Source organism: Halospeciosus flavus (genome assembly GCF_029814175.1).
Classification (GTDB): Archaea; Halobacteriota; Halobacteria; order Halobacteriales; family Halobacteriaceae; genus Halospeciosus; species Halospeciosus flavus.
In genome coordinates, this window is record NZ_CP122312.1 from 1,840,665 (window position 1) to 1,865,288 (window position 24,624).

The following is a 24,624-nucleotide window of genomic DNA, read 5'->3' on the forward strand; positions in this document are numbered from 1 at the left end:
CGGTCACGGCTCCCCCCTCCGCGTCCGGTTCCGTGTCCGTGCGGGCGTCGTGGTCATGGAGAGGAAGTGGGTGGTGCGCGGATAAAACGTCTATGCTTGCTCGGAGGGGCCGGTCTGCGCGTCAGGATCCCGATAGAGGACGTGTCCACACGCCTTACAGTGCGAGGCGTCCGGGTCGTGCTCGGCGAGGCCACAGTTCGGACAGGTGACGTCGACGGTGTCCCGACGGGTCCACTCCCGGACGATCTTGCTCGCCTGCTGGGGGATGAGGATGACCGCGGCGATGATCGAGGCGACAGTCAGCCACCGTCCTGCGGCCGTTACGGCGAGGATGTCGCCGAACCCGACCGTCGAGAGAGTCACCGTCATGTAGTAGAAGGCGTCGCCGAACGTCTCGACGTCGGGGTTGACACCGTGCTCGGCGCTGTAGAACAGCCCCGAGGAGACGAAGAGGATGACGAGCACGGTCAACATGAGTTTCGTCGCGCGCAGGGTGTTGTCCGAGACGGTGCCGAAGAAGAACTCGGCGTCCTCGGTGAACCGGTAGAAGCGGAGGACACGGACGACCCGAATCGCCCTGAGGAACCCGATGGACGCCACCAGGGTCGGTGGCAGGAAGAAGACCGCGAACGTCGGCAGGATCGCGAGCAGGTCGACGACCATGTAGGGGTTCGTCACCGAGTCGAGGCGGTCGCGTGCCGCGTACACGCGCAGGCCGTACTCGACGGCGAAGACACTCGCGATCGCGAGTTCGAGCACCCAGAGCAGCGACACCGTCTCCGCATCGACCGAGTAGGTCTGTGCGACGTAGATGGCGACGAACACGAGGTTCAACACGAACAACACGGCGTCGGCGCCGAACCCGACGGTGGTGTCGTGGTCGTTCAGGTAGAAACGAAGGCGTGCGCGGACGCCCGCACCGTCCGGTGGCGACGAATCACTGCTCATAGCGGGTGTGGCGGACCGGCGGTCCATAACGGCGACGCCCGCCGTACGTCCGCTCGGTCCGTTCTCGTCGCCCTCACTCGCCGTCGCCACGCAACCGCTCGTAAGCCGGCCACAGCGGGTCACTCGTCGGCTCGGGAAGTTCCTCGCCGTCTACCTCGACGCCGCTCCCCGACTCGACGCGGCCCACTTCGGCGGCGCGAATCCCCTCGTCGCCGAGTGCGTCGAGGACGGCGCCGACACCGCCCTCGCGGACCGCCAGCACGACGGTCCCCTCGCTCGAACTCGTCCACGGGTCGATGCCGAGGTGCTCGCAGAGGTCGTGGACGCCGTCGCCCACCGGGAAGCGCTCGCGTTCGACCGAGAGGCGGACCCCCGCGGCGTCGGCGAGTTCGTGGAGCGCGTTGTCGACGCCGCGCTCGGTGGCGTCGTGCATGGCCGTCACCTCGCCGGTCGCGGCCGCCGCGAGGGCGTCGCGGACGGGACTCGCCTCGTCGAAGCGCTCGCGGGCCGCCGCCACCGTCGACTCGGGGAGGTCGAGGTCGTCGCCGAAGCAGACCGCGAGCAGGCCCGTGGTCTCGATGGCGGGTCCCTTCGTGACGACGAGTCGGTCGCCCGGTTCCGCGCCGGTCGGGAGCACGAGGTCGGACTCATCGCCGACGGCGAGGGCCGTCCCGGCGCCGACGGTCGGGAACGAACACCCCTCGTAGGCGCCGGTGTGTCCCGTGACGATGGAGATTCCCAGGTCACGGGCTTCGCGGTCGAACACCTCCATGACGCGGCCCACCTCGGCGGGGTCGGCGTCGAGCGGGAGGTTCAGGTCGAGTGCGAGGTGGGTCGGCGGAATCCCCGAGAGCGCGGCGTCGCTCACGAGGATGTGGAAGGCGAACCAGGCCGCCCGGTCGAGTCCGAGGTCCCGGAGGACGAACACGGGGTCGGTCGCGAGCGCGCACACCCGTCTCTCGCCCAGCGAGAGGACGCCGAAGTCGGCGCCGTGAGTCGGGCCGAGGCGGACGTCGTCGCGGTCGGCACCGAGGTTCGGCGCGACGTGCGTGTCGAAGAACTCGCGGGAGACCTTGCCGGGGTCCATACGCGAGCAAGCGGGCGGGATAACTTGAAGCGGGGGGGTCCGAGTCCGTTACTCGCCGACGGTCGCGACCATCGCCTCGACGACCTCCTCGACGTGCTCTTCCTCAATGGTGAGCGGCGGGAGGAAGCGGACGACCGTCCGGCCGGCCGGGAGCGCGAGAATCTGGTGGTTCAACGCGAGGTCCTTGAGAATCGCGTTGGCGTTGCGCTTGACCTCGACGCCGACGAGCAGGCCCTCGCCGCGGATGTCGCGGACTTCGTCGCCGATCTCGGCTTCGAGGCGGTCGCGGAGGTACTCGCCCATCTCGGCGGCGTTGCCCGGGACGTCCTCCTCGACGAGCGTGTCGAGGGTGGCGTTAGCCGCGGCGCAGGGGACGGGACCGCCGCTGAACGTCGACCCGTGGTTGCCGGCGTTCTCGGCGATCCACTCCTTGCAGAGCGTCGCGGCGATGGGCAGGCCGTTGCCCAGTCCCTTCGCCGTCGTCGTGATGTCCGGGACGACGTCGGTCTGGTCGGAGGCCCACAGCGACCCCGTCCGGCCGAGACCGGTCTGGACCTCGTCGAAGACGAGGGCGGCACCGTGGTGCTCGGTGACGTCGCGGGCCGCCCGGAGGAACGCGGGCGGAGCGGGGTTGACGCCGCCCTCGCCCTGGATGGGTTCCATGATGACCGCCGCGGTGTCGTCGTCGACGGCCTCCTCGAGGGCGTCCTCGTCGCCGTACTCGACGAACTCGAAGTCGCCCGCGAGCGGTTCGAACCCCTCGCGGTACTCGTTCTTCCAGGTCGCGGCGAGCGACCCCATGGTCCGGCCGTGGAAGCCCCGCATCATCGCGACGATCTTCGAGTCGCCGGTGGCGTGGCGGGCGAACTTGAGGGCGGCCTCGTTGGCCTCGGTGCCGGAGTTACAGAGCCACACCTCGTTCAGGTCGCCCGGCGAGTACTCCGCGAGGTTCTCGTAGAGACGCGTGCGCGACTCGACGGGGTAGGACGCCTGCACGAAGGTGAGTTTCGCGAGTTGCTCCTGGGTCGCGGCCTGCACCTCGGGGTGGCGGTGGCCGAGCGGGACGCAGGCGTAACTCGCGCCGAAGTCGAGGTACTCCGTGCCGTCGTTCGCGGTGAGGGTAACTCCCTCGCCGGACTCGATGCCGATGGGCTTCTCGCTGAAGACGAACCCTGCCATGGTCTTACTTCTCACCGAGTGCGTCGGCCGTGATGGTCGTTCCGTTTCCGGCCAGCGCGTTGGAGATGGGACGGTCGGCGTTGGCCGTCGCGACGACGACCCGCGAGGCGCCGCGCTGGAGGCCTTCCTGTGCGGCCATCGTCTTGCGGCGCATGAACCCCTCCGCGACTTCCGTGAGGTGCTCGAAGTCCTCCGGGGAGTCGACGCGGTCGATACGGGTCGACTCGTCGTCGGGGTCCTCGTAGATACCCGAGACGTCCGTGAGGAGGACGAGGTCGACGTCTTCGCCCTCACTCCCGAGTTCGCCCGCGATGGCGGCGGCGGAGCGGTCGGCGTCGGAGTTCACGGGCGTGAACGACCCGTCGCTCTCGACGCCGAGCATCGGGACGGAGGCGACCGGCGTGTAGTCCGAGTCGAGGAGGGTGCGGAGCAGGTCGCCGTTGACCTCCTCGATGGTGCCGGAGTGGTCGCCGCGCTTGATCTTCTTCTTGCCGTCCTCGACGACGCGGACGGCGGACTTGCGAGGCCCCTTCAGGAGTTGGCCGTCGACGCCGGAGAGACCGACGGCGTTCACGCCCTGGTTCTGGAGGCCGGCGACGATGTCCGTGTTGACGAGGCCGGGCATGGCCATCTTGAACACGTCCATCGTCTGCTCGTCGGTGAACCGCCCGACGACGCCGTCGGGCGTCTCCACGTACGTCGGTTCGATGTCCATCTGCTCCAGCGCCTCGTCGACGGCGGTCGAGCCACCGTGGACGACGACGACCTCACGCCCCTCCTCACGGAGTGCAGCGACGTCGGCGAGCGCCCCTTCTGGGTCGACCGCGGCGGCGCCGCCGATTTTCACGACTATCGTCATACCGTTGGCTGCGAGACGCGAGAGAATGAATCCACCGGACCTGTCAGGGCCTGCCACTCACTGCGCGGCTTCCTCGGCCTTCGCTTCGAGCCAATCGACGATGCGCGCCGGGACGTCCACCTCGGGGACGGCCCCGTCGAGCGCCTTGAACTCGCAGGTGGCGTTCACCTCGTGGACGGTGTAGCCGCCGTCTTTCGTCTCCATCAGGTCGATGCCCAGCAGGCCGCCGCCGACCGCCTCGTCCGCACGCTCGACGAGGTCGAGCACCTCCTCGTCGGGGTCGAACTGCTTCGCCTCGCCGCCGCGGGCGGCGTTGGTGATCCAGTGTTCGGCCGAGCGGGTCATCGCGGCGATGGGTTCGCCGTCCGCGGCGACGACGCGGATGTCGCGACCCGGCTTCTCGACGAACTCCTGGATGTAGAACACCGAGTGCTCGTAGTGGCCGAGCGTCGACTTGTGTTCGAGGATGGCCTCGGCGGCGTCGCGGGTGTCGATCTTGGCGATGAGTCGACCCCACGACCCCGTGACGGGCTTCAGGACACAGGGGTAGCCGAAGCGCTCGATCGACTCCAGGGCCGCGTCGACGTCGAAGGTGACCTCGGTCCGCGGCGTCGGGATGCCCGCCGATTCGAGGGCGAGACTGCCGCGAACCTTGTCGGCACAGACCGCCGACGTCTCCGGTCCGTTGACGATTGGGACGTCGTAGTGGTCGACGAGGTGGCTGACGTAGCGGACGCGACTCGACTCCTGACACCGATTGAGGACGAGGTCGTGGCCCAGGATCTCCTCGGGCGGGTCGTGGACGTCGAAGCGGACGTCACGGACGTCGATCTTCCGGACGTCGTGGCCACGTCCTCGGAGTTCGTCGAGGAGGAGGCGCTCGTCCTCGCGAATCCGGGAGTAGAGGAAGCCGATCTCCACGGCTCACTCGCCCCAGTCTTCTTCGAGTTCGGGCGCCGGTTCGAGGGCGACGGGTTCGACGCCGGTCACTTCGAGTTCGCTCCCACAGGTCGCACAGTCGAGGATCTCGCCGACTTCGACGTTCTCGGGCAACTCGACGTCCGCACCGCACTCGGGACAGATGGTCATGCCCGTCTGTACTCACACCGGGAATATAACGTTCCTGCAAACCTATCGAATATCCAACCAAACTGTACTTCAGTCCGAACGCGGACAAAAATATAATTCTGCAGACATTTATGCCGTCTCCGGCCCACTCTCCAGACGAGAACAGATGGACGCACACCGCCACCTCGAAACCACGCTGTACCGCCTCGTGACCGTCCTCGTCGTCGCCATGCTCGCTTTCGCCGCCGCGCTCTTCGCGGGGGAGAGCGACGTCGGCACGGCGTTCGCACTCGTCGTCGGTGGGGGCGCGGCCGTCACCGGGAGCACCGCTGCGCTCCTCCTCGCCGTCCGGGGCGTCGGCCGCGTCGTCGAGGAACTCGACGTCCGGCACCGTCGCCGCGTCCGCAGTCGCCGCACCCACGGCCGACTCTCGTAGGGTGCGTCGCGTGCACCACTGGCGACGGGATTTATTCGGGAGCGCTCCGAACCGACGGCCGTGACCAGGGCGGCGTTTCCCGGCCGGTTCCAACCGTTCCACCGCGGCCACTACCGCACGGTGCGTACCTACCGCCAGCGCTACACGGAGTTCGTCGTCGCCATCGGCAGTCCGCGGAAGTCCCGGACGGACCGGAACCCCCTGACCGCCGACGAGCGCGAAGAACAGATTCGCGCCTGCTTCCCGTCGGTCGAAATCGTCCGTGTCCGCGACGAGGACCGCGGCGAAGAGGGGTACCCGGTGTGGGCCGAGCACCTCGTCCGCGAGACCGGCGCGGACGTGATCATCTCGGGCAACGACCTCGTCCAGCGCCTCGTCCGCGAGCACACCGACGCCGACGTCCACCAACAGGAGATGCACTACCCCGAGAAGTTCTCCGGGACCGAGATTCGCCGCCGCATCCGCGCGGACGAGACGTGGCGCGACCTCGTACCGGACTGCTGTGAGGACGTCGTCGCCGCGTACGAGGACGTGATTCGTGAGAGTGGCTAGTGGTCGGCTATCAGGCCCGGTTACGGTCGGCAGAGGTAGAGACAGAGCGTGTGACGATGCTCCGTCGAGGTTGGATCCGATGACGCTGGCAGTCTCCCCCCAGAGTCAACCAGCGCACTCTGTGCTACGGGATATCCATCAATAGAGCCTGTGCCGAACTGTATACCCAGTCTGTAGCGAGAGGTTATCAGTATAGGTCGGCGGGTTGGTTCGGCGCGCGGTCGGCCGACTGGGCGGTCACCGGCCTGGCCCCTCCTTTCATACGCCCGCCACACGCAGTTCCACGCGAGACGATGGCCGAACGCGTCGACCTCACGGAAGCGGCCGAGCGAATCCGGAACTTCTACGCCGACGAACTCGACGAGACGGGTCTCGACGGGTACGTGGTCGGTGTGAGCGGCGGTCTCGACTCCGCGCTCGCGTTGCGCCTCGCCGTCGACGCCGTCGGCGCGGACGAGGTGCTGGGGATGGTCCTCCCGGGCGAACCGTCGAGCGCCGAGAACATGCGCGACGCCCGGCAACTCTGCCGGCGCCACGACGTCGAGTTCCGCGAACGCCACATCGGGCCGATGGTACGGGAGTTCGTCGACGCGCTCCCCACGGACTGCTCGAAGACGACGGTCGGCAACGTCCGCGCGCGGGTGCGAATGGTCCTCCTCTACGAGGCGGCCAACGAACGCGACCTGCTCGTCGTCGGGCCGGACAACCGCTCGGAGTACCTGCTGGGCTACTTCACGAAGTACGGCGACGGTGCGGCCGACGTCGCGCCACTCGGTGACCTCTACAAGACCGAGGTGTACGATCTCGCCCGCGAGGTCGGACTCCCCGAGAAGTACGTCGAGAAGACCCCCACGGCCGAACTCTGGGAGGGACAGACCGACGAGGGCGAAATCGGCGCCCCCTACGAGGACGTCGACCCCGTGCTGAAGGCCTACGTCGAGGACGGTCTCGACGTGACCGCGACCATCGAGCGGACGGGCGTCGAGAGCGAGACGGTCGAGCGCCTCGTCGACATGTACGAAGGGTCGACGCACAAACGCGAGCGCCCACCGACCCCTGGGCTACGGTAACGAACGTCGTCCGACGGTGCGCACCTCTCTCGAATATTTAGATATTCTCTTACCTAGGTGTCGCCTTGGAGTAACGGCTGTATGTCTACTCCGAACGACCTACTCGCCTTTCTGCAGCGGCGAGCGGGGAACACGCTCCGAATCGTCGTCACCTACGACGCGGACGGGTTCGATCTCGAATACGTCCGCGACGACCTCGACCGCGCGACGGTCGACGCGACCGTCAGCGACATCCACGCCCGCCTGACGTCGAAGCCTGCACCGAGCGAAGACGAGTGCGCCGAGCACCTGGGCCGCCGGTACGTCTCGCTCCAACTCCGCGAGGAGGCCGTCGTGTTGAACTTCCCGACGGACCCGAACGCCGGCCGCGTCGTCACCCTCGAACCCGAGGCGGCCCGGCAACTCACCGGGTTCGTCGCCGAGTGCTCGAAGCGGGTGTATTCGAGCGAGATTCCGGTCTGAGCGTTCGCGACGAGTCGTCCCACCGACCACGTTTCTTTTCTCCGCGTACTGGCTACCTCGGTGTGATGACCGACGTCCCGGACGCGGCGCGCACGCTCGTCGACCCGATGCCTACGGCGGCCGCCGACCTGCTGGACGAGGCGCGAGAGACCGGTGCCGTCGTCGCCCTGTTCGGCCGCTGTACCGTCGACTACGACGGCCGAGCGAGCGGCCACCTCGGTCCCGGCGACCGCCACGTCCTCTGCAAACCGGACGGGACGCTCCTCGTCCACGACCCGGAGGGCCACCAACCCGAAGCGTGGCACGCCGCGGGCGCGGAACGCGAGGCCACGGTCGACGGCACCGACACGCTCGTCCTCCGCAGCGAGCGCGACGACGGGACACTCGTCGTCCGATTCGAGGCGCTCGCACACGTCGCCGCCCACACCGTCGAGTCGACCGGCGAGACCGAGGTGACGGGCACCGAAGAGGACCTCCGCCAGCGCGTCCTCGACGACCCCTCGCTCGTCGAGGCTGGGTTCCGTCCGCTCGCCGTCGAGCGCGAGACCGACGCGGGACCCGTCGACGTCTACGGGGAAGACGCCGAGGGGCGGACCGTCGCCGTCGAGTTGAAGCGCCGCCGGGTCGGCCCCGACGCCGCCGGCCAACTCGAACGCTACGTCGACGCACTCGAACGCGACCTCCACGCCGACGCCGAGGTCCGCGGAATCCTCGTCGCCCCGTCCGTGACAGACCGCTGTCGTCAGACCCTCGCCGCCGCCGGACTGGAGTTCGTCTCCCTCACGCCGTGACGTTAGGCTCACGATGATACCTCGTCCCACACACTGATTGACCCGGAGGTGGAAGTCGAACACATGGTCGCAACGACGGGTGACGACGTCCTCGACCGTATCCTCGGTGGCGGTATTCCGGACGAACGGTCCGTCGTCGTCACCGGGGGTCCGGGGACGGGGAAGAGTACGCTCGCGATGCAGTTCCTCCAGGCCGGACTGGAGAACGGCGAGCAAGGGTTGTTCATCACCACCGAGCAGACCGTCGACGAACTCCGCGACACGTTCGCGCCGTTCGACTTCGACCTCGACCACTCGGACCTCACGGTCACCTCGCTACACGCACGACCGGGGGCCCACTTCGAGGAGGACGAGGACGAGATGACGCTCACCAACCTCGAAGGGCAGAACATCTTCTCGGCGGAGTTTCCCGTCCCCTTCCGCCCGCAGTACGTTCGGCGGTTCCTCGACCGCTTCGGGCCGGTCGACCGGGTCGCCTTCGACAGCCTCTCCGGCCTGCGTCCGATGTCCACCGACACCGCGTCGTTCCGTCGCGCCCTCCTCGACCTCATCCGCCTGTTCACCGACGACTTCGGCGCGACGACGGTGTTGACGAGCGAGCGCGACAGCGACGTCCCCGACGAGTGGGGCGGCGGCATCGACTACGCGGTCCACGGCGTCGTCGAGGCCCGCCGTGCGCCCGTCGGGAGCGACTTCCGGACGTTCGTCCGCGTCCCGAAACTCCGCGGCGTCGACCACGACACCCGGGAGTTCGGCGTCGTCTTCGACACCGGCTTCGACGTCGTCTCGCGGTCGCAGCCCACATCGAACGCCGTGACCCGTCTCCAGACGGGTATCGAGGGCGTCGACGACCTCCTCGGCGGCGGTATCGTCCGCGGGGGCACTGCGACGCTCCTGCACGACGGCCGGGCGACGCTGGACGAGATTCTCGCCTCGATCTACCTCCACCGTATCCAGCAGGGGGAGCAACTCGTGTTGATCCCACACGTGACGATGACGCCGGATCGTGCCAGTTCGGTCGTCGAGGAGTTCGGGACGACCCTGGACGCCCTCCTCGACGCGGACGCGATGGTCGTCGTGGACGTCCACGACGTCTGGAACGTCGACCACGAGAACGTCGTCGTCCCGGACGTGGACGCCGACGCCCCGCTCCGAGAGGCCTTCGAGGACGTCCGTCGCCGTCGGGACGAGTCGGACGGGCCCGTCGTCGTCTCGAAGAATCTCACGGCACTCTACCAGACCATCGACGACACCAAACTCCGGGACCTCCGCTACTGGATAGAAGGTGGATTCCTCGGCCCGGACGACGTCGTCGTCGTCGTCGTGAACCAGCGTTCACTCCCCGAGCAACTCGTCGAGTTCTACGTCGACGCGGCCAGGCAGTGCCTCCGGACGTGGGTCCACGACACCGGCACGCAGGTCCTCGCCTACGAGAAGGGGCCCGGCGAGTGCGTCGGCGGCAGCCGATTCGTCGAGTTCGTCGAGGAGGCGCCGTTCGTCAGGGTGCGCCCGTCGACCGCCTGAGACGCGGCGCTCGGTCGACCCTACTCCGTACGGTCGACTTCACGGGCGAGTTCGTCGAGCGTCGTCAGCGCCTCGACTGGCGTCATCCGTGCGACGTCGAGGTCGCGGAGTCGAGCGGCGACGTCGGCGGCGACCGGGTCGGTCTCACCGTCGGCCGCGACTCGGTCGGCGGATGCCGTGGCTGGGCCGGCGTCCGGCGTGGACCCGACGTCAGTCTCGGCGTCGGTCTCGACGTCGGTCGCCTCGCTCTCGGCGACGAGCGCCCGCGAGCGCTCGACCACGTCGTCGGGAACCCCCGCAGCCTTCGCGACCTCGATTCCGTAGGACGCGCCGGCCGGGCCGGGTTCGATGGCGTGTTCGAACTCGACTTCCTCCTCGACCTGCGTCGCGGCGAAGTGGTAGTTGGCCACGCCGTCGAGGTCGTCGGCCAGTGCGGTCAGGTCGTGGTGGTGGGTGGCGAAGAGCGTCCACGCTCCGACCTCGTCGTGGAGGAACTCGGCCATGGCCTGCGCGATGGCTTCGCCGTCCGCCGTCGAGGTCCCTCGACCGACCTCGTCGAGGACGACGAGCGAGTCGTCGGTCGCTTCCTCCAGAATCTCCGCGAGTTCGGCCATCTCGACCATGAACGTCGAGCGCCCGCCCGCGATGTCGTCGCTGGCACCGACGCGGGTGAACACCCGGTCGACGAGTTCGAGGTCGGCGTCGGCCGCCGGGACGAAACTCCCAACCTGCGCCATCACGGTCAGCAGCGCGACCTGACGCATGTACGTCGACTTCCCGCTCATGTTCGGCCCGGTGACGACCGCGAAGAACTCCTCGGGCGTCAAGGAAGTAGGATTCGGAACGAAGCGTTCCTCGGTGCGCTCGACGACTGGGTGGCGCCCGCCTTCGACGTGGATGCCCTCGCGGTCGAATCGGGGTCGCGTGTAGTCGTGGGTCGCGGCCACCTCCGCGAGTCCCACCAGGACGTCGAGGGTGGCGAGGGTGTCCGCGAGCGCTTGCACGCGGGCGGCCTCGTCGGCGACGTCGCTCCGGACCTCGCGGAAGATGTCGTGCTCGAGGTCGTTGGCCCGTTGTTCGGCCCTGATGATGTCGTCCTCGCGTTCTTTCAACTCGGGCGTGTAGAAGCGCTCGGAGTTCTTGAGCGTCTGCCGGCGGACGTAGTCGTCGGGCACCTCGTCGAGTTTCCCGTTCGTCACCTCGATGTAGTAGCCGTGGACCGAGGTGTGGCCCACTTCGAGGTTGTCGATGCCCGTCCGCTCACGTTCGCGCTCCTCCAGGTTGTCTATCCACGCTTTGTTCTCCCGCTCGGTCGCCCGGAGTTCGGCGAGTTCGTCGTCGAAACTCGGACGGATAACCTCCCCCTCCGTAATCTCGACCGGCGGGTCCTCGCGGATGGCCGAGCCGACGAGGTCCCGTACCTCCGGGAGCGCGTCGAGTTCCTCGCGGACCTCCGAGAGTTGGCCCGCGCCCGCGTCTTCGAGCAGGGCGTCGAGTTCGGGGACGGCGTCGAGGGTCTGTTTCAGCGAACGCAGGTCGCGGGCGTTCGCCCGCTCCCGGGCCACCCGCGAGATGAGGCGTTCGAGGTCGTACACCTGCCGGAGGTGCTCGCGAATCTGCTGGCGGGTCCGCAGGTCGTCGCGGAGTTCCTCGACGGCGTCGAGACGGGCCTCGATACGCTCTTCCTCCACGAGTGGACGGCGCAGCCAGTCCTTCAGTTTACGACTGCCCAGGGCCGTCACCGTCTCGTCGAGGACGTCCACGAGGGCGTCGCCGTCGGCACCGTGGACGCTCCGGCGCTCGAACAGTTCGAGGCTGTCGATGGCCACCGGGTCGAGCAGCATGTACTCGCGGGGGTCGTAGCGCGTGAGGTGTGTGAGGTAGTCGAGGCGCTCGCCGTCCTCGTCGGGGTCGAAGCCGCCGCGGGTGTACTCCGCGTAGGCGAGCAGCGCGCCGCAGGCCCGGACCTCCGCGGGGCCGGCGAGGTCCGGCGCACCGAAGTAGTCGCGTACGCGCTCGCTCGCGTTCGTGCGCTCGAAGGCGGCCTCGTCGAAGGCCGTCACGGCGGTCCGCTCGGGGAAGACGTCGCGTGGTGCGTCCGCCCCGACGATGGCCTCTGCGGGGGCGAAGCGTCCGAGTTCGTCCGCGACCGTCGCCCGCGACTCCGTGCCGGTGGCGAGGAAGTCGCCGGTCGAGACGTCGAGCACGGCGAGACCGAAGGCGTCGCCGTCGCGAGCGAGACAGGCGACGAAGGTGTTGTCGTCGGCGGCGAGGAGTTCGTCTTCGGTGAGCGTGCCGGGCGTGAGGACGCGGGTGACGCGGCGGTCCGCGACGCCCGATACGTCCTCGGGGTCCTCGACCTGCTCGGCGATGGCGACGCGGTAGTCGGCGTCGAGCAGTTTCTCGAGGTAGGAGGCGGCGTTGTCGACCGGAATCCCCGCCGCGCGGTACTCGCCGGAGGAGTCCTCGCGGGTAATCATCGTCACCTCGCAGTGGGCGGCGACGGTCTCGGCGGCGTCGCAGAAGGCCTTGTAGAAGTCGCCGACCTGGAAGAGGACGAGCGCGTCGTCGTAGCGTTCGCACTCTTCGACGTACTGCTGGACCATCGGCGTCAGTTCCTCGCGGTTCTCGAGCATCTCCGCCGGCGGCCCGAGCGCCGGGTCGTCGCTCGCGTCCCCCACTTCAGACGACATACTGGTTGGCGATACTCAGTGCCCACGTCGGGATATGCCTAGCGGTGCTGGTGGGACGCGTCGACGGGAACACGCCCACCAGCGGGGCCGAACCGACTGCTAGCAATCTGATACACACTTATTTATCGCGCCCCTACCACACACTGTATGAATCAGGGGAAACCGCCATGCGGGGAGCAGGATGCATGACCGCGACGCCGCACCCGACCTCCAGACGGTGCTCGACGCGCTCGACGACGCCGACTGCCGGGACTTCGTCCAGGCGCTGGAGGAGCCGATGACCGCCGGTGAACTCTCGGAAGCCTGCGACGTCCCCCGGTCGACGACCTACCGGAAACTCGACCTCCTGACCGACGCCTCGCTCGTCGAGGAGGTCACCGAGGTGCGCGCCGACGGCCACCACCGCTCGCGCTACCGCGTCGCCTTCGAGGAGATACGGATGCGCCGCGACGAGGACGGCGAACTCGTCGTCCGCATCCGCCGTCCCGAACCCGAGGAGCGCGGCCCCGAAGAACGCCTCGCAGACATCTGGTCGGAAGTCCGGAGGGAAACATGAGCATGCACATGGCCGTCGTGACGGTGCTGAAGACACTGACGCTCCTGCTCGGGAGCGCGATCACACTCTACTCGTTCCGGGCGTACCGCCGGACGAAGTCGCCGGCGCTCCGGGCGCTCGCGGTCGGGTTCGGCGTCGTCACGCTCGGCGCGCTGTTCGCCGGCGTCGCCGACCAACTCCTACCCGTGGACCCGCAACTCGCGTTCGTCATCGAGAGCGCCTTCACGACGGCGGGGTTCGCGTTCATCCTCTACTCGCTCTACGCGGAGTGAGTGAGGAGAACGGAAACCGGAAACGAAAGAACGGCGAAAAAGTGCAGGAGGCCTGTCGTGGGACTGACGGTGCTCACTCGACGACCTGCACCACCCCCTTCATCCCCATCGACTCGTGGGGCGCACAGTAGTAGTCGTAGACGCCGACCGACTCGAACGTGTGTTCGAAGGTGTACCCGGCCTCGGCCGAGTAGGAACTCTCGAACGAACCGTCTTCGGCGACCACGTTGTGACTGCCGCCCTGCCCGGTCCACTTCCACGTGACCGTGGTGCCGGGCGAGATTTTCAGCGCGGCCGGGCCGAACGCGTAGCCGTTGTTCGAGCCGACGTCGACGGTAACTGCGGACTTGCCGGTGGCGTCGGTCGGCGACCCGTCGTAGCCGTTCGCGTCGGAGACGTAGTCGAACGGCTCGTCGTCGCCGCCGGAACCGCCACTGCCACCGCCACCGCTATCCGCGTTCCCGCCCGTGCAGCCGGCCAGCGCGCCCGCGAGGAGCGTCGCCCCCGTCGCCTTCAACACAGCCCGCCGGTCGAGTCGGTTCGTCGTCATACATCTACCTGTACGGTGGGGACAGTTAAGGCCCTCTTCTCGATTCCCAGGTCGTGAGACAGGTGCGAAACCGAACAGGTCGCCGGTCAGCGAGCGCCGGCGTACTCCATCAGTTCACGGAAGATGTCGGTGTCCATCGCCTCCTCGTAGACGACACCGCCGAGCATCCCGCCCGGGTAGAACGACCCGTTCATCACGTGGTCGACCTTGTGGCAGTGCATCGGGTAGATGCCGGGGTCCGCGTCGGCGACGAACTCCACGGTGTGGCGCTGGGCGGGTGCGACGTTCGTCACGTCCATCTGGTAGCGAGCGACCTCCGGAATCACGCCGCCGTCGCGCTCGACGAGCGTCAACCGGTGGTTGTGGAGGTGCATCGGGTGGGACATGTAGCCCGCGTTGACGAGGTGCAAGCGCACGCGGTCGCCCTGCTTCACGACGATTGGCGACCCGTCCTCCGGGTGGAGCGTCCGCGGCGCGGACTTCCCGTTGACGGTGAACACGTCGGGCCGGCGGTTCCGCGGGTCGAACTCGACGTCCTCGCCGGCCATCATCCGCGGGAGCCGGGAGTCCCACTCCTTGACCGTGAGGAAGTGCTCGCGGTCCGGGCGCTCGTACCCCTTCGGGTCGACCCGGAAGACGCCGTACATCCCCATGTCGATGTGGCGGTGGGTCTGGAAGTGACAGTGGTAGAGGTGCGTCCCCGGTACGTTCGCGGGGATGGTGTAGGTGTGTTTCTCGCCCGGCATCACCGTGATACCCGTCGTCGACGGGACGCCGTCGTCCTTCCAGGCCTTACGCGAGCCGTGGAAGTGCAGCGTGTGCGGGGCGTGGCCCTCGGTGTTGTCGAGGGTGACCTTCACCTCGGCGCCCTCTCTCGCCCGGAGAATCGGCCCCGGCACGCTGGGTTCGCGGTCGTCGGCCTGGAACGCCCACACGAGCGGGAACTCGATCGGCCCGCCCATCGTCTCCTCGGGGTGGACCGCGTGCCGGACGTGTCGGGTCCGCAGGGTCACCTCGTCGTTCTGCGCGGCGAGGTCCACCTCCTGCGGCGGCGCCGTGTACCCCCGCGTCGGCGTCGACGTCGGTTCCTCGTCGACGTTCGCCGGTTGCACGTTGACGGCCGCAGGCTGTCGGGTGGTCGTGGTACACCCCGCGAGCGCGCTCCCGCCGAGGAGTCCGGTCGCCGCCAGGTACTCCCGCCGCGATACGCCGCCGGCCGCGTCGTGGCGCTTCGTCATACAGGTAGTGGTTGGCTATGGGGATATAGGTCCGTAGCGCCGATTCCCGTCGGGTGAGAATGAGCCTCCGTACCGGCGCGAACGACGGGGGACAGAAACGGTAAACGGGTTCGTCGCCTACCGACGAGTAATGACCGAGACACCCGAGAAGCCCGTCGAACTGGAGACTCGCGAGGAGTTCGAGGCCTTCCTCGACGAACACGACCGCGCGCTCGTCGACTTCTACACGAAGGGCTGTACGCTCTGTCAGTCCATCGAACCGGTCGTCGGGAACGTCGCCCGTGCGACCGACGTCGCCGTCGGCAAGTGCAACCCCCAGCACGCCCTCGACCTCGTCGAGGACTACAACATCCGGAGCGTCCCGACCCTGATCCTCTTCGAGGACGGCGAGGAGGTCGGCCGACTGGCCGAGGGGTTCCAGGGGACCGAGCGCGTCGTCGAGTTCGTCGAGTCCGGCGGCGAGACCGAGACGGCCGAAGCCTGACTACTGCGTCTCGACGTCGGCGACGTCGCCGTAGCGCTCCCAGCACTCCGCGTCGTCGTTCCACCGCTCGACGAACGGCTGTCGCCACCCGTCGCCGGTCCGCGTCGCGCGCAACTGGAACGGCACCGAGGAGGCGTCGACCGGACAGAGGAACACGCGCGCACCCGACTGGTCGCGCTCGACGGACGCACAGGTCCCGAGGACGCGGCGACCGTCCTCGACGTAACAGACGACGGTCTCTCGGGGGCGGAGCGCGGCGACGTCGCGGGCGAGTCGTGACACGGGTTCACTAGAACCCTTCTCGCGAGTTGACAAAAGCGTTCGCCTGGTCCACACCCGACACGGGAGGTGACCGGGGTCCGACCGAAGAACCGGCAGACCGACGTCAGACGGTCGCTGGACGTTCGTCACGCGCGGCGCAACTTTTTTGCCGACGGATACAGTAGTCCCCAAGCGAACCGTTCGTTCCGACCATATCTTGGTGGAAATATGGGTGCAAACGCCATCGATTACGTCGAAACCGTGCTCGCCGACGCCGTCCGGGGGACGAGAGTGAGTCGGGTGTGTCGACCGGAGCGGGCCGTCCAGGCTACGGAGTTCGGACTCGTCGGTCTCTCGGGCGCGGCCGTGAACTTCGGCGTCTTCTTCGCGATGGTTCACTCGGTACCGTACTTCGAAGCGGGGACGCTCGCCTTCTTCGTCGCCATCCTGTGGACGTTCGCGCTGAACTGGACGGTCACCTTCGAACGTCCCGGTGGTCTCGTCGAGCGTTTCGCGAAGTACCTCGGCGTCTGCGTCGTCGGGTGGGGCATCTACACGGCGACGCTCACCGCCGCCGTCCAACTGCTCGCACTCCCCTACTGGCTCTCCAGTCTCGGCGCCATCACCGGCGGCGGACTCTGGAACTACGTCGGGAGCGAGCAGTTCGCGCTCGACTAGACGGTGTGTCCCACCTCGACCGACCTCATAAACTGTACTTGTACTAACGCAACTAGCGCGTAACTCCTAAGTCGGCCTGTACAGTACTACTGGTGCAGGCCCCCGTTGGACGCGGGGGTGTGGTGCGCCCACGGACTCGCCGGGCAGTGAGTGGACTGGGCCGCACCACGTCTTTCTCCCGGGACGTAGTGCACGGAAAGCCACTAATCCGTCCGTCGTCTGAGGGACGTCCATGGACCTACAGGACTACTGGGGAGTCGGTCCCAAGACGGCCGACCTGCTGGCGTCGACGCTCGGTACGGACGCCGCCGTCGACGCCATCGAGTCGGCGGACGTGCGAGCGCTCGTCGACGCGGGCCTCCCCCGCGGGCGGGCGACGCGCATCCTCCGTCGGGCGAACGGGGACGGGGGACTCGACCTCCTCGCCACCGACGACACCCGCGACGTGTACAAGTCGGTGCTCTCGGTCGCGCGCGACTACGCGCTGACCGAACACGCCGCCGACCGCGTGCAAGTGCTCACACCCCTCCACGACGCCGACGCCATCGAAGACCGTCTCGACCGGGTCGTCGCCGCCCGCGAGACGTGGGAGCGCCTCTCCGACGACGAACGGGCCGCCGTCGAGGCCACGTTCGCCGACCACGACGGACGCGACGACGAGGGGTCGGCCGTCGAGACGGCACTCGCCCTCGTCGACCAGGGTCGGACCGAGGGACCGTTCGCCCCGCTGGCCGACCTCGACGCCGACGCGCTGGCCGACGCGGCGGACGCACTCCGATTCCTCGACCAAACGGGCGACGAACCGTCGGTCCGTGAGGGTGCCGACGACGACCTCGACCGCCTCCGCGACGCCCGAGACGGCGTCGAACGCCACGAACGCCGCTCCGGCGAAGTGGTCGACGCGGTGAAGGAGAGCGGCGCACGCGACCCCCGCGAGTTCCGGGAGGCGCTGGTCGAGTACGTCACCGACGAGACGGCGGTCGGACCGGGCCGCGTCCGCGAGCACACCGCCGACGACGCCCGCGACGCGGCGGACTTCGTCTCGGGGTCGCTGCGGAATCTCGCCGACGCGCTCCGCGAGGCGGTCGCGACACGCGAGGAAGCGGTCGCCGCCGACCTCCGCGAAGACATCGACGAGGCGCGGGCGGACGTCGACGCCGCCGTCGCCGCCGTCTCGGACATCGCCTTCTTCCTCTCACTCGCCCGCTTCGCCGCCGCCTTCGACCTGACGCGCCCCGAGGTCGTCACCGACCGCGACGCACTGGCCGTCGAGGGCGCACGGAACCTCGCACTCGAGACGGCCGACGGCGGGTCGGTCGCACCGGTCACCTACGGTCTCGGCGACCACGGCGCGACCGGCCCGCCGTCGGGCGACCGCGTGTCGGTCCTCACGGGGGCGAACTCCGGCGGGAAGACGACCCTCCTGGAGACGCTCTGTCAGACCGCCCTGCTCACCCACCTCGGGCTCCCGGTGCCGGCCGAGCGTGCCGAGGTGAGTCCGGTCGACGCCGTCGTCTTCCACCGCCGCCACGCGAGTTTCAACGCGGGCGTCCTGGAGACGACGCTCCGCTCGGTCGTCCCACCGCTCGCCGACGACGGTCGGACGCTCATGCTCGTCGACGAGTTCGAGGCCATCACCGAACCGGGCCGGGCGGCCGACCTCCTCCACGGACTCGTCACGCTGACGGCCGACCGCGGCGACCTCGGCGTCTACGTCACCCACCTCGCGGACGACGTCGACCCGCTCCCCGAAGTGGCCCGGACGGACGGCATCTTCGCGGAGGGACTCGACGCCGAACTGGACCTCGAAGTCGACTACCAGCCGCGTTTCGGCGTCGTCGGCAAGTCCACGCCGGAGTTCATCGTCTCCCGCCTCGTCGCCGACGCAGACGACCGAGACGAGCGGGCCGCCTTCGAGACGCTCGCGGAGTCCGTCGGGAAAGACGTCGTCGAGCGGACGCTCGCCGACGCCGAGACCGGCCGAGAAGAGTAGCGCTCCGTCACTCGCTCGACGACCGACCGAGTCGCCGGAGCACCGCCACGACGGCGGCGACGGCGGCGAGGCCGACCGCGGCCAGCGCGACGGTCCGCGTGTGGTCCGTCCGGGTCGCCGACGCCTCGACGCGTTCGCCGCACGCGCGACAGCGGTAGTCGGAGACGCGCCACCCGGCGCCGGTGGCGTACTGTGGTTGCATCTCCCCGACCGCGCCGCAGTGTGGACACTCCGTCGGTGGTTCCGAAGACATACGCGGCGCTTCGTCCGGGGCGTGGAAAAGCCGGGTGGCCGGCGGTCGATAGCTGGCAGTCGGCGGTCGGCGACTCTCCGTCGGACCTTTGTACCCACCAGTCGACCGCGCTAAGTATGGCTGTACCGCCGCTCTCGACGGGGGCGATGGTGGTCTTCGCACTCGTCTTCGTCGCCCTCGTCCTCTTCGTCACGGAAGCGCTACCCACCGACGTGACGGCCGTCGCCTTACTCGTGACGCTCTACGTCCTCCGCGACTGGACGAACCTCTCGCTCGCGGAGACGCTGTCGGGGTTCGCGAGTCCGGCGACCATCACGGTAGTCGCGATGTACATCCTCAGCGAGGGCGTCCAGCGCACGGGCGTCGTCGACCGACTCGGTTCCCACGTCGCCGCCTTCACCGGGAAGAGCGAGAAACGCCTCCTCGGTGCAACCGTCGGTCTCACCGGTCCGACCGCGGGCGTCATCAACAACACGCCGGTCGTCGCCGTCTTCATCCCGATGATCTCGGGAATCGCCGAGCGGGCGGGCCTCTCGCGCTCGACGTTCCTCCTCCCGCTCTCCTACGCCGCGATGCTCGGCGGGACGCTCACGCTGGTCGGGACCTCCACGAACATCCTCGCGAGTGACCTCTCGCGGACGCTCCTCGACCACCCCATCGGGATGTTCGAGTTCACGCCGCTGGGAATCGTCGTCTTCCTCGTCGGCGCGGCCTACCTCATGACCGTCGCACCCCACCTCGTCCCCGAGCGTGTCCCCGCGGCCGTCGACCTCACCGAGCGCTTCGAGGTGCAGAACTACCTCGCCCGCGTGGGCGTCCCGGAGGGGTCCGACCTCGTCGGCCGACCGATCGACGAGACCCTCGCCGCCGACGTGGACGGAGACACGGACGTCCGGGTCGTCCAGATTCGGCGCGGCGAGGACGTGGTGCCCGTCCCTTCGCCCGAACGGACGGTCGAGGCTGGCGACGTCCTCGTCCTCCACGGCCACGCCGACGACGTCGACTCGTTCGTCGCGGCCGCCGGACTCCGGCGACGCTCGCGCGTCCGCGTCGACGAGGACGACCTCCACCACCCGGACGCCGAGCGCGTCCTCGCGGAACTCGTCCTCACCGGTGGCTCCGAGTTCGTCGGCGAGACCCCCGCCGAGGCGCGCCTCCAGGAGTGGTACGACACGACCGTCCTCGCGGTCCGGCGGGGCGACGAACTCTACCGGGCGAACGTCGACGACGTCCGCTTCGAGGCCGGCGACGTCCTCCTCGTCCAGACGACGCCCGACGCGCTCGGCCGCCTCCGCGAGGGTGGCGACGCCATCGTCTCCGACGCGAGCGGCGGCGACCCGACCGAAGTCGTCGAGACGGCCGCAGAACGGGAGGCGAGTACGGCGGACGAGGAGACGGGCCGCGAGGGACTCCCGCCCCTCTCGCCGAAGACGCCGCTCGCGCTCGGCATCGTCGCCGGCGTCATCGGCGTGGCCGCGCTCGGCCTCCTCCCCATCGTCGTCGCGGCACTCGGTGGCGTCGTGTTGATGGTCGCGACCGGCTGTCTCACCACCTCGGAGGCCTACGACGCGGTGAGTTGGCGCGTCTTCTTCCTTCTCGCCGGCGTCCTCCCGCTCGGACTGGCGATGCGTGAGACCGGCGGCGCGGAGTTCCTCGCCGGCCTGCTCGTCTCCGGTGCGGAGTTCCTCCCCGCCGTCGCGCTGCTCGCGCTGTTCTACCTCCTCACGGGTCTACTCGCCAACGTCATCACGCCCGTCGCGAGCGTCGTGCTGATGATTCCCGTCGCCGTCGACACCGCCCAGCGCGTCGGTGCGGAGGCGTTCTCCTTCCTGTTGGCCGTGATGTTCGCGTCCAGTGCGGCGTTCATGACGCCCATCGGCTACCAGACGAACCTGATGGTGTACGGTCCCGGGGGCTACACCTTCTCGGACTTCCTGCGGGTCGGCGCGCCCCTCCAACTCCTGTTGACCGCGGTGACCGCGCTCGGTATCGCGGCCATCTGGGGCGTGTAGCATTAAGGGGCCGGCACCCGCCCTTCCGGTATGGTCGACTTCCTCGTCGTCGGGGCCACCCTGCTCTGTGTGCTCCTGCTGGGCGTCAGTGCCTTCTTCTCCAGCAGCGAGATCGCCGTCTTCTCGCTGCAACTCCACCGTATCGACTCGCTGGTCGAGACCGGCGACGCGCGGGCGCTCCGCCTCCGGGAACTCCGCGAGGACCCGACCCGTCTGCTCACCACCATCCTCGTCGGCAACAACGTCGTCAACGTCGCCTTCTCGACGGTCGTCGCGACGCTGTTCGCCGCGACGCTCCCACCCGGCCCAGCCATCGTCGTCGCCACCGTCGTCGCGAGCGTCCTCGTCCTCCTGTTCGGCGAGATCGCGCCGAAGGCCTACGGCGTGAGCAACGCCGAGACGTGGTCACTGTCCGTCGCGGGTCCCGTGACGACGCTCGAACGCGTCCTCTCCCCGCTCGTCTGGGCGTTCGAGGGCGCGGCCGGGGTCGTCACCCGCATCATCGGCGGCGAGGGGGCCGCCAAACCCTACGTCACCCGCGAGGAGATCCGCGCACTCCTCCGGACTGGTGCGCAGATCGGCGTCATCGACCCCGACGAACGCGAGATGGTCCAGACCGTCCTCGACCTCGAACAGGAGGCCGTCGAGGAACTGATGGTCCCCCGCGAGTCGGTCGTCACGGTCGCCGCCGACGCGTCGCCGGCCGAGGCGCGCGACGCCTGCCTCGACGCCGGCGTGAGCCACGTCGTGGTCGCCGAAGAGGGCGACGTCGTCGGCGTCGTATCCCGCGAGTCCGCCGGTCGCGCCACCCAGGAGTGGGAGACGCTCGACGCCGTGCTCGAAGACCCCTTCGTCGTCCGCGAGTCGTGGACCGCCTACGAACTGCTGGAGGCGTTCCGCGAAGAGCGCGAAGCGTTCGCCGTCGTCGAGGACTCCGACGGCACGTTCGTCGGCGTCGCCTCGCGCGGCACTATCGAAGAGGAAGTCCTCTGGCGCGGCCGATGAACGCCGACAGGATGCGAACCGATTCTGCCGTCCCGACCCAACCCGACCGGGGGCCGCACAAGACACTTGCCGGTCGCCGCTGGAACTGAACCTATGCGTCCCCGATTCGACCGCCCGGCCGACGCGCTCGCCGCCCTCGGCGTCGTCCTCCTCCTCGCCGGTGTCGGCTTCGCCGCCACTCGCGGGTGGCGGTTCGGCGCGAAGACGGCCGTCGCCGGCGGCCTCGGCCTCGCGTACCTACTAACCGGCGTCACGGTCCGCGACTGTCCGGACGCGGCGTGTCGGCTTCGACGCGCGCTCGCGACAGTCCCCGTGCTGGGTGTCCTCGCCCTCGCCGCGATACTGGCCGGCGAGTACCTCGCGTACGGCACGGTCACGCCGGACCGACACGCCGTCTCGACGGCCGCCGCGGCCGCGTTCCTCGCCTTCCCGATAGGTCTCGGCTACGTGGTCGGGTCGGTCGATGGCGACGGCGACGGTGACGGCGTCCGGCGTCGCGCGCTCGGTCTCGCGGGTCTCTCCGGACTCGCCGGCGGCGTGCTCACGAGTAACTCGATACTCTACTTCGGCCGGAGTCCGTTCGACGACCTCGGAATCGGCGTGGCCGCCGGTCTCGTCCTCCCACTCCTCGGCGCGGTACCGGCCTACTTCCTCGCCCGCTCCGGCTAACCGACGAGGGCGCCGCCGACTCAGTTGAACAGTTGTACAATCGTTCAACTGTTCTGGTCGGAGCACCGGAGCGAAACCGATTTGCGGAGCCGTCGCTGTTCGGTCGAAGCGTCGCGCGAAAAAGCGGTGTTCGGAGAGACGGTCGCGTTACTTCTTGCGGCGGCCGGCGTTGATGCTCGGGCGCGTGTGCTCGGTGCCCTTGCCCTTCTTCGTCTGGCCGCGGCCGCGCTGGCCGGCGGCGGTCAGCCCGCGGAACGCACGACCGTTCTGGTCCTCGGCACAGATCCAGTTGAGGTCGTCGTCGTTCTCGATGGCGGGGTGGTTCGGGTCGAGGAGGATCACCTCGAACCACTTCTGCGACCCGTCCTCACCGACCCAGTAGGAGTTGAGGACGCGGAGGTTGCGGTACTTCCGCGAGGAGCGCTCCTCGGCGATGCGCTGGAGGTTCTTCGAGCGGCTGATGCGGTTGACGCCCTGCCGCTTGGTGCGGCGGCCGGCCTTGTGGCGCACCTTCCGGGCGGTGCCCTTCCGCACACTCACGCGAGCGACGACGACGCCCTGCTTCGCCTTGTAGCCCTTCTCGCGGGCCTTGTCGAGGCGGGTCGGGCGCTCGACGCGCTCGATGGCGCCCTGCTTGCGCCACTCCTGCTTTCGTTGCCACTGCAGCTCGGCGAGTTTGCCGTCGCCGGGCTGCTTCCACGCGTCCTTGATGTGGGAGTAGAAGCTTCGTGCCATTGTTGTACCGCGGGCGCTTGCGATTCAACCGGCCTGGCCGGTCACATGTCGTCCCGTTCCCTCTCGGGTCACGGGTGCCCGCTGGCGCCCGCAGGCCAGCGAGTTGTCGATTTTTCGCCCGCGCCGACTAAAAGGACTTCGAAACGACGGCCGGGTGGGCCCCTGCCTTCAAATCCCTCTCACCCTTTGCTGTCCGTACGAGTGGTGTCAGTGTTCGGTGGACGCAGGTGGGTGGGTGTCCCGTGAACCTCGTCCTCGCCGCCGCGTGCTTCGCCGCCGCGGGTGTGTTCGCACTGGCAGGGCGGACTGCGTCGCTCCCGCCGCCAGTCGCCCGGGTCGGAACCCTCGTCAGTTTCACGCTCGGGTTGTTCGCACTGCTCGCGAAGTAGTCCGATTCACTCCACGAGCGAGACGGCGTCCCCGACCGAGACCCGTTCGGCCGTGTCCGTCGCGGGAACGTCCGCGATTAGCATCAACTGGTAGTAGTGGTCGAAGGCGTCGCGGTCGACCCACTCGGGGAGGGTCTCGCGACGTCGTTCGACGAACCGCTGGCGAAACGACGGGTCGCGCTCACCGGTCTCGGGGTCGCGTTGCGGGACGACACACCGTCCGCAGGGTTCGACGCCCTCGAAACGAACGCCGTCGACCTCGAACGCCGGCGCGTCCGCACCGACGAATCGGTCCTCCCAGAACGGGTCGACGCCACCGACTTCGACGTTCGCGCGCATTCGTTTTCGGACGCTCTCGACCGTGAGGTCGAACCAGTCGGCAACGGTCTCGACCGTCGCGGTGCTGATGACCGACGGTCCCGCGGATGGCCGGTCCGGGAAACCACCGAGCTCGGCCCGTCGAAGTGTCGCGTCGACGCCGAAGAAGTCGCCGAGCCACGTCTCCGCCGCCCCGCGTTCGTCCGTGCGAGTGAGGTCGAACGACCGGGTCTCGTTCTCCCCGTCGGCCGCGACGGTCAACACGTCCGAATCGAGGTCGAAGTCGGTCCGGAGGTCGTGGACGCGATCCGTCCGCTTGCCGTTGACGAGGTCGCCCTCGGCGTCGACGACCTTGTACCGGCGGTCGCCCGCCAGCGTCCCCGTCTCCCTGATCCGGGCCGTCTCGACGCCGACGCCGTCCAGCGCTTTCACCGGGTAAACCGTCAACCGTTCGACGTGGGCCATCGCCGCGGCGTACGCGGGCACCCGGCAAAAGCGTGGGGTTGGCGGCGTGGCCGGCAATTCTGTATCGCGAAATGAAG

Annotated in this window: 28 protein-coding genes; 15 read left to right on the top strand and 13 right to left on the bottom strand. The window is 68.7% G+C overall.

Annotation, left to right across the window (positions count from 1 at the left end; translation table 11 throughout):
• Positions 1-90: 90 nt before the first annotated feature.
• The 6 genes from P0Y33_RS09620 to lysW all read right to left on the bottom strand — a co-directional run bounded on the left by P0Y33_RS09620 (position 91) and on the right by lysW (position 5,162).
• Positions 91-948 carry an ion transporter gene (locus tag P0Y33_RS09620; protein WP_279527191.1) on the bottom strand — a complete coding sequence of 286 codons (858 nt, stop codon included), beginning with the start codon at positions 946-948 and terminating at the stop codon, positions 91-93.
• A 73-nt stretch (positions 949-1,021) separates the two neighbouring features.
• Positions 1,022-2,035, bottom strand: coding sequence for an AIR synthase family protein (locus tag P0Y33_RS09625; RefSeq protein WP_279527192.1), 1,014 nt, complete (start codon positions 2,033-2,035; stop codon positions 1,022-1,024).
• 48 nt (positions 2,036-2,083) lie between these two features.
• On the bottom strand, positions 2,084-3,214 hold the full coding sequence (locus P0Y33_RS09630; RefSeq protein ID WP_279527193.1) for an aspartate aminotransferase family protein: 1,131 nt from the start codon (positions 3,212-3,214) through the stop codon (positions 2,084-2,086).
• Between the two features lie 4 nt (positions 3,215-3,218).
• Complete coding sequence (locus tag P0Y33_RS09635; protein ID WP_279527194.1) at positions 3,219-4,073, bottom strand: acetylglutamate/acetylaminoadipate kinase; 855 nt, start codon at positions 4,071-4,073, stop codon at positions 3,219-3,221.
• Between the two features lie 57 nt (positions 4,074-4,130).
• Positions 4,131-4,994, bottom strand: a complete 864-nt coding sequence (gene lysX, locus P0Y33_RS09640; RefSeq protein WP_279527195.1) for a lysine biosynthesis protein LysX — start codon at positions 4,992-4,994, stop codon at positions 4,131-4,133.
• A 3-nt stretch (positions 4,995-4,997) separates the two neighbouring features.
• Entirely contained in the window at positions 4,998-5,162 is a 165-nt protein-coding gene (lysW, locus tag P0Y33_RS09645; protein WP_279527196.1) for a lysine biosynthesis protein LysW, read from the bottom strand.
• A 145-nt stretch (positions 5,163-5,307) separates the two neighbouring features.
• On the opposite strand from lysW, the gene P0Y33_RS09650 reads away from it, so the two are divergent.
• From P0Y33_RS09650 to P0Y33_RS09675, 6 genes are all read left to right on the top strand, one after another.
• Entirely contained in the window at positions 5,308-5,577 is a 270-nt protein-coding gene (locus P0Y33_RS09650) for a hypothetical protein (protein ID WP_279527197.1), read from the top strand.
• Between the two features lie 60 nt (positions 5,578-5,637).
• Positions 5,638-6,129 carry an adenylyltransferase/cytidyltransferase family protein gene (locus P0Y33_RS09655; RefSeq protein WP_279527198.1) on the top strand — a complete coding sequence of 164 codons (492 nt, stop codon included), beginning with the start codon at positions 5,638-5,640 and terminating at the stop codon, positions 6,127-6,129.
• 293 nt (positions 6,130-6,422) lie between these two features.
• The gene (locus P0Y33_RS09660; RefSeq protein ID WP_279527199.1) at positions 6,423-7,199 is read left to right on the top strand and encodes an NAD+ synthase; all 777 of its coding nucleotides are present in this window, start codon (positions 6,423-6,425) and stop codon (positions 7,197-7,199) included.
• 81 nt (positions 7,200-7,280) lie between these two features.
• Positions 7,281-7,661, top strand: coding sequence for a hypothetical protein (locus P0Y33_RS09665; protein ID WP_279527200.1), 381 nt, complete (start codon positions 7,281-7,283; stop codon positions 7,659-7,661).
• Between the two features lie 65 nt (positions 7,662-7,726).
• Positions 7,727-8,452 carry an endonuclease NucS gene (gene nucS, locus P0Y33_RS09670; protein WP_279527201.1) on the top strand — a complete coding sequence of 242 codons (726 nt, stop codon included), beginning with the start codon at positions 7,727-7,729 and terminating at the stop codon, positions 8,450-8,452.
• A 63-nt stretch (positions 8,453-8,515) separates the two neighbouring features.
• On the top strand, positions 8,516-9,976 hold the full coding sequence (locus P0Y33_RS09675; protein ID WP_279527202.1) for an ATPase domain-containing protein: 1,461 nt from the start codon (positions 8,516-8,518) through the stop codon (positions 9,974-9,976).
• Positions 9,977-9,996: 20 nt separating this feature from the next.
• On the opposite strand, the gene mutS is transcribed toward P0Y33_RS09675, so the two are convergent.
• The gene (mutS, locus tag P0Y33_RS09680) at positions 9,997-12,669 is read right to left on the bottom strand and encodes a DNA mismatch repair protein MutS (RefSeq protein ID WP_279527203.1); all 2,673 of its coding nucleotides are present in this window, start codon (positions 12,667-12,669) and stop codon (positions 9,997-9,999) included.
• A gap of 181 nt (positions 12,670-12,850) precedes the next feature.
• On the opposite strand from mutS, the gene P0Y33_RS09685 reads away from it, so the two are divergent.
• Both P0Y33_RS09685 and P0Y33_RS09690 read left to right on the top strand, forming a co-directional pair.
• Positions 12,851-13,225, top strand: a complete 375-nt coding sequence (locus P0Y33_RS09685) for a winged helix-turn-helix domain-containing protein (RefSeq protein ID WP_279527204.1) — start codon at positions 12,851-12,853, stop codon at positions 13,223-13,225.
• Positions 13,222-13,497, top strand: a complete 276-nt coding sequence (locus P0Y33_RS09690) for a DUF7521 family protein (RefSeq protein WP_279527205.1) — start codon at positions 13,222-13,224, stop codon at positions 13,495-13,497. The genes P0Y33_RS09685 and P0Y33_RS09690 overlap by 4 nt, the downstream gene beginning before the upstream one ends.
• Positions 13,498-13,570: 73 nt before the next feature.
• Here P0Y33_RS09690 and P0Y33_RS09695 read toward each other — a convergent pair whose 3' ends face one another.
• Positions 13,571-14,047, bottom strand: a complete 477-nt coding sequence (locus P0Y33_RS09695) for a halocyanin domain-containing protein (protein ID WP_279527206.1) — start codon at positions 14,045-14,047, stop codon at positions 13,571-13,573.
• An 86-nt stretch (positions 14,048-14,133) separates the two neighbouring features.
• On the bottom strand, positions 14,134-15,285 hold the full coding sequence (locus tag P0Y33_RS09700) for a multicopper oxidase domain-containing protein (protein WP_279527207.1): 1,152 nt from the start codon (positions 15,283-15,285) through the stop codon (positions 14,134-14,136).
• Positions 15,286-15,415: 130 nt separating this feature from the next.
• On the opposite strand from P0Y33_RS09700, the gene P0Y33_RS09705 reads away from it, so the two are divergent.
• The gene (locus P0Y33_RS09705) at positions 15,416-15,769 is read left to right on the top strand and encodes a thioredoxin family protein (RefSeq protein WP_279527208.1); all 354 of its coding nucleotides are present in this window, start codon (positions 15,416-15,418) and stop codon (positions 15,767-15,769) included.
• On the opposite strand, the gene P0Y33_RS09710 is transcribed toward P0Y33_RS09705, so the two are convergent.
• Entirely contained in the window at positions 15,770-16,051 is a 282-nt protein-coding gene (locus tag P0Y33_RS09710) for a hypothetical protein (protein ID WP_279527209.1), read from the bottom strand.
• A 207-nt stretch (positions 16,052-16,258) separates the two neighbouring features.
• Here P0Y33_RS09710 and P0Y33_RS09715 point away from each other — a divergent pair, with 207 nt between their 5' ends.
• Both P0Y33_RS09715 and P0Y33_RS09720 read left to right on the top strand, forming a co-directional pair.
• Entirely contained in the window at positions 16,259-16,708 is a 450-nt protein-coding gene (locus tag P0Y33_RS09715) for a GtrA family protein (protein WP_279527210.1), read from the top strand.
• Between the two features lie 232 nt (positions 16,709-16,940).
• Positions 16,941-18,701 carry a DNA mismatch repair protein gene (locus P0Y33_RS09720; protein ID WP_279527211.1) on the top strand — a complete coding sequence of 587 codons (1,761 nt, stop codon included), beginning with the start codon at positions 16,941-16,943 and terminating at the stop codon, positions 18,699-18,701.
• A 7-nt stretch (positions 18,702-18,708) separates the two neighbouring features.
• Here the strand turns inward: P0Y33_RS09720 and P0Y33_RS09725 are convergent, their stop codons facing one another.
• Positions 18,709-18,954 carry a PDDEXK family nuclease gene (locus P0Y33_RS09725; protein ID WP_279527212.1) on the bottom strand — a complete coding sequence of 82 codons (246 nt, stop codon included), beginning with the start codon at positions 18,952-18,954 and terminating at the stop codon, positions 18,709-18,711.
• Between the two features lie 116 nt (positions 18,955-19,070).
• Between P0Y33_RS09725 and P0Y33_RS09730 the strand changes: the two genes are divergently transcribed.
• The 3 genes from P0Y33_RS09730 (at position 19,071) to P0Y33_RS09740 (ending at position 22,640) form a co-directional block, all read left to right on the top strand.
• A complete protein-coding gene (locus P0Y33_RS09730) occupies positions 19,071-20,966 on the top strand; it encodes an SLC13 family permease (protein WP_279527213.1) in 1,896 nt (631 codons plus the stop codon).
• Positions 20,967-20,996: 30 nt separating this feature from the next.
• Positions 20,997-21,971, top strand: coding sequence for a hemolysin family protein (locus tag P0Y33_RS09735; protein ID WP_279527214.1), 975 nt, complete (start codon positions 20,997-20,999; stop codon positions 21,969-21,971).
• A 93-nt stretch (positions 21,972-22,064) separates the two neighbouring features.
• A complete protein-coding gene (locus tag P0Y33_RS09740; RefSeq protein WP_279527215.1) occupies positions 22,065-22,640 on the top strand; it encodes a hypothetical protein in 576 nt (191 codons plus the stop codon).
• Positions 22,641-22,787: 147 nt separating this feature from the next.
• On the opposite strand, the gene P0Y33_RS09745 is transcribed toward P0Y33_RS09740, so the two are convergent.
• Positions 22,788-23,375, bottom strand: a complete 588-nt coding sequence (locus tag P0Y33_RS09745) for a 50S ribosomal protein L15e (RefSeq protein ID WP_279527216.1) — start codon at positions 23,373-23,375, stop codon at positions 22,788-22,790.
• A gap of 242 nt (positions 23,376-23,617) precedes the next feature.
• On the opposite strand from P0Y33_RS09745, the gene P0Y33_RS09750 reads away from it, so the two are divergent.
• Positions 23,618-23,764: a hypothetical protein gene (locus P0Y33_RS09750; protein WP_279527217.1), complete on the top strand. Its 147-nt coding sequence runs from the start codon at positions 23,618-23,620 to the stop codon at positions 23,762-23,764.
• A gap of 6 nt (positions 23,765-23,770) precedes the next feature.
• On the opposite strand, the gene P0Y33_RS09755 is transcribed toward P0Y33_RS09750, so the two are convergent.
• Entirely contained in the window at positions 23,771-24,547 is a 777-nt protein-coding gene (locus P0Y33_RS09755) for an MOSC domain-containing protein (protein ID WP_279527218.1), read from the bottom strand.
• Positions 24,548-24,624: the final 77 nt, after the last annotated feature.

Bases quoted from the DNA above. Each gene is read 5' to 3' on its own strand.
- P0Y33_RS09620 (WP_279527191.1), bottom strand. From the start codon at position 948: ATGAGCAGTGATTCGTCGCCACCGGACGGTGCGGGCGTCCGCGCACGC.
- P0Y33_RS09625 (WP_279527192.1), bottom strand. From the start codon at position 2,035: ATGGACCCCGGCAAGGTCTCCCGCGAGTTCTTCGACACGCACGTCGCG.
- P0Y33_RS09630 (WP_279527193.1), bottom strand. From the start codon at position 3,214: ATGGCAGGGTTCGTCTTCAGCGAGAAGCCCATCGGCATCGAGTCCGGC.
- P0Y33_RS09635 (WP_279527194.1), bottom strand. From the start codon at position 4,073: ATGACGATAGTCGTGAAAATCGGCGGCGCCGCCGCGGTCGACCCAGAA.
- lysW (WP_279527196.1), bottom strand. From the start codon at position 5,162: ATGACCATCTGTCCCGAGTGCGGTGCGGACGTCGAGTTGCCCGAGAAC.
- P0Y33_RS09650 (WP_279527197.1), top strand. From the start codon at position 5,308: ATGGACGCACACCGCCACCTCGAAACCACGCTGTACCGCCTCGTGACC.
- P0Y33_RS09660 (WP_279527199.1), top strand. From the start codon at position 6,423: ATGGCCGAACGCGTCGACCTCACGGAAGCGGCCGAGCGAATCCGGAAC.
- P0Y33_RS09665 (WP_279527200.1), top strand. From the start codon at position 7,281: ATGTCTACTCCGAACGACCTACTCGCCTTTCTGCAGCGGCGAGCGGGG.
- nucS (WP_279527201.1), top strand. From the start codon at position 7,727: ATGACCGACGTCCCGGACGCGGCGCGCACGCTCGTCGACCCGATGCCT.
- P0Y33_RS09675 (WP_279527202.1), top strand. From the start codon at position 8,516: ATGGTCGCAACGACGGGTGACGACGTCCTCGACCGTATCCTCGGTGGC.
- mutS (WP_279527203.1), bottom strand. From the start codon at position 12,669: ATGTCGTCTGAAGTGGGGGACGCGAGCGACGACCCGGCGCTCGGGCCG.
- P0Y33_RS09685 (WP_279527204.1), top strand. From the start codon at position 12,851: ATGCATGACCGCGACGCCGCACCCGACCTCCAGACGGTGCTCGACGCG.
- P0Y33_RS09690 (WP_279527205.1), top strand. From the start codon at position 13,222: ATGAGCATGCACATGGCCGTCGTGACGGTGCTGAAGACACTGACGCTC.
- P0Y33_RS09695 (WP_279527206.1), bottom strand. From the start codon at position 14,047: ATGACGACGAACCGACTCGACCGGCGGGCTGTGTTGAAGGCGACGGGG.
- P0Y33_RS09700 (WP_279527207.1), bottom strand. From the start codon at position 15,285: ATGACGAAGCGCCACGACGCGGCCGGCGGCGTATCGCGGCGGGAGTAC.
- P0Y33_RS09705 (WP_279527208.1), top strand. From the start codon at position 15,416: ATGACCGAGACACCCGAGAAGCCCGTCGAACTGGAGACTCGCGAGGAG.
- P0Y33_RS09715 (WP_279527210.1), top strand. From the start codon at position 16,259: ATGGGTGCAAACGCCATCGATTACGTCGAAACCGTGCTCGCCGACGCC.
- P0Y33_RS09720 (WP_279527211.1), top strand. From the start codon at position 16,941: ATGGACCTACAGGACTACTGGGGAGTCGGTCCCAAGACGGCCGACCTG.
- P0Y33_RS09725 (WP_279527212.1), bottom strand. From the start codon at position 18,954: ATGTCTTCGGAACCACCGACGGAGTGTCCACACTGCGGCGCGGTCGGG.
- P0Y33_RS09730 (WP_279527213.1), top strand. From the start codon at position 19,071: ATGGCTGTACCGCCGCTCTCGACGGGGGCGATGGTGGTCTTCGCACTC.
- P0Y33_RS09735 (WP_279527214.1), top strand. From the start codon at position 20,997: ATGGTCGACTTCCTCGTCGTCGGGGCCACCCTGCTCTGTGTGCTCCTG.
- P0Y33_RS09740 (WP_279527215.1), top strand. From the start codon at position 22,065: ATGCGTCCCCGATTCGACCGCCCGGCCGACGCGCTCGCCGCCCTCGGC.
- P0Y33_RS09745 (WP_279527216.1), bottom strand. From the start codon at position 23,375: ATGGCACGAAGCTTCTACTCCCACATCAAGGACGCGTGGAAGCAGCCC.
- P0Y33_RS09755 (WP_279527218.1), bottom strand. From the start codon at position 24,547: ATGGCCCACGTCGAACGGTTGACGGTTTACCCGGTGAAAGCGCTGGAC.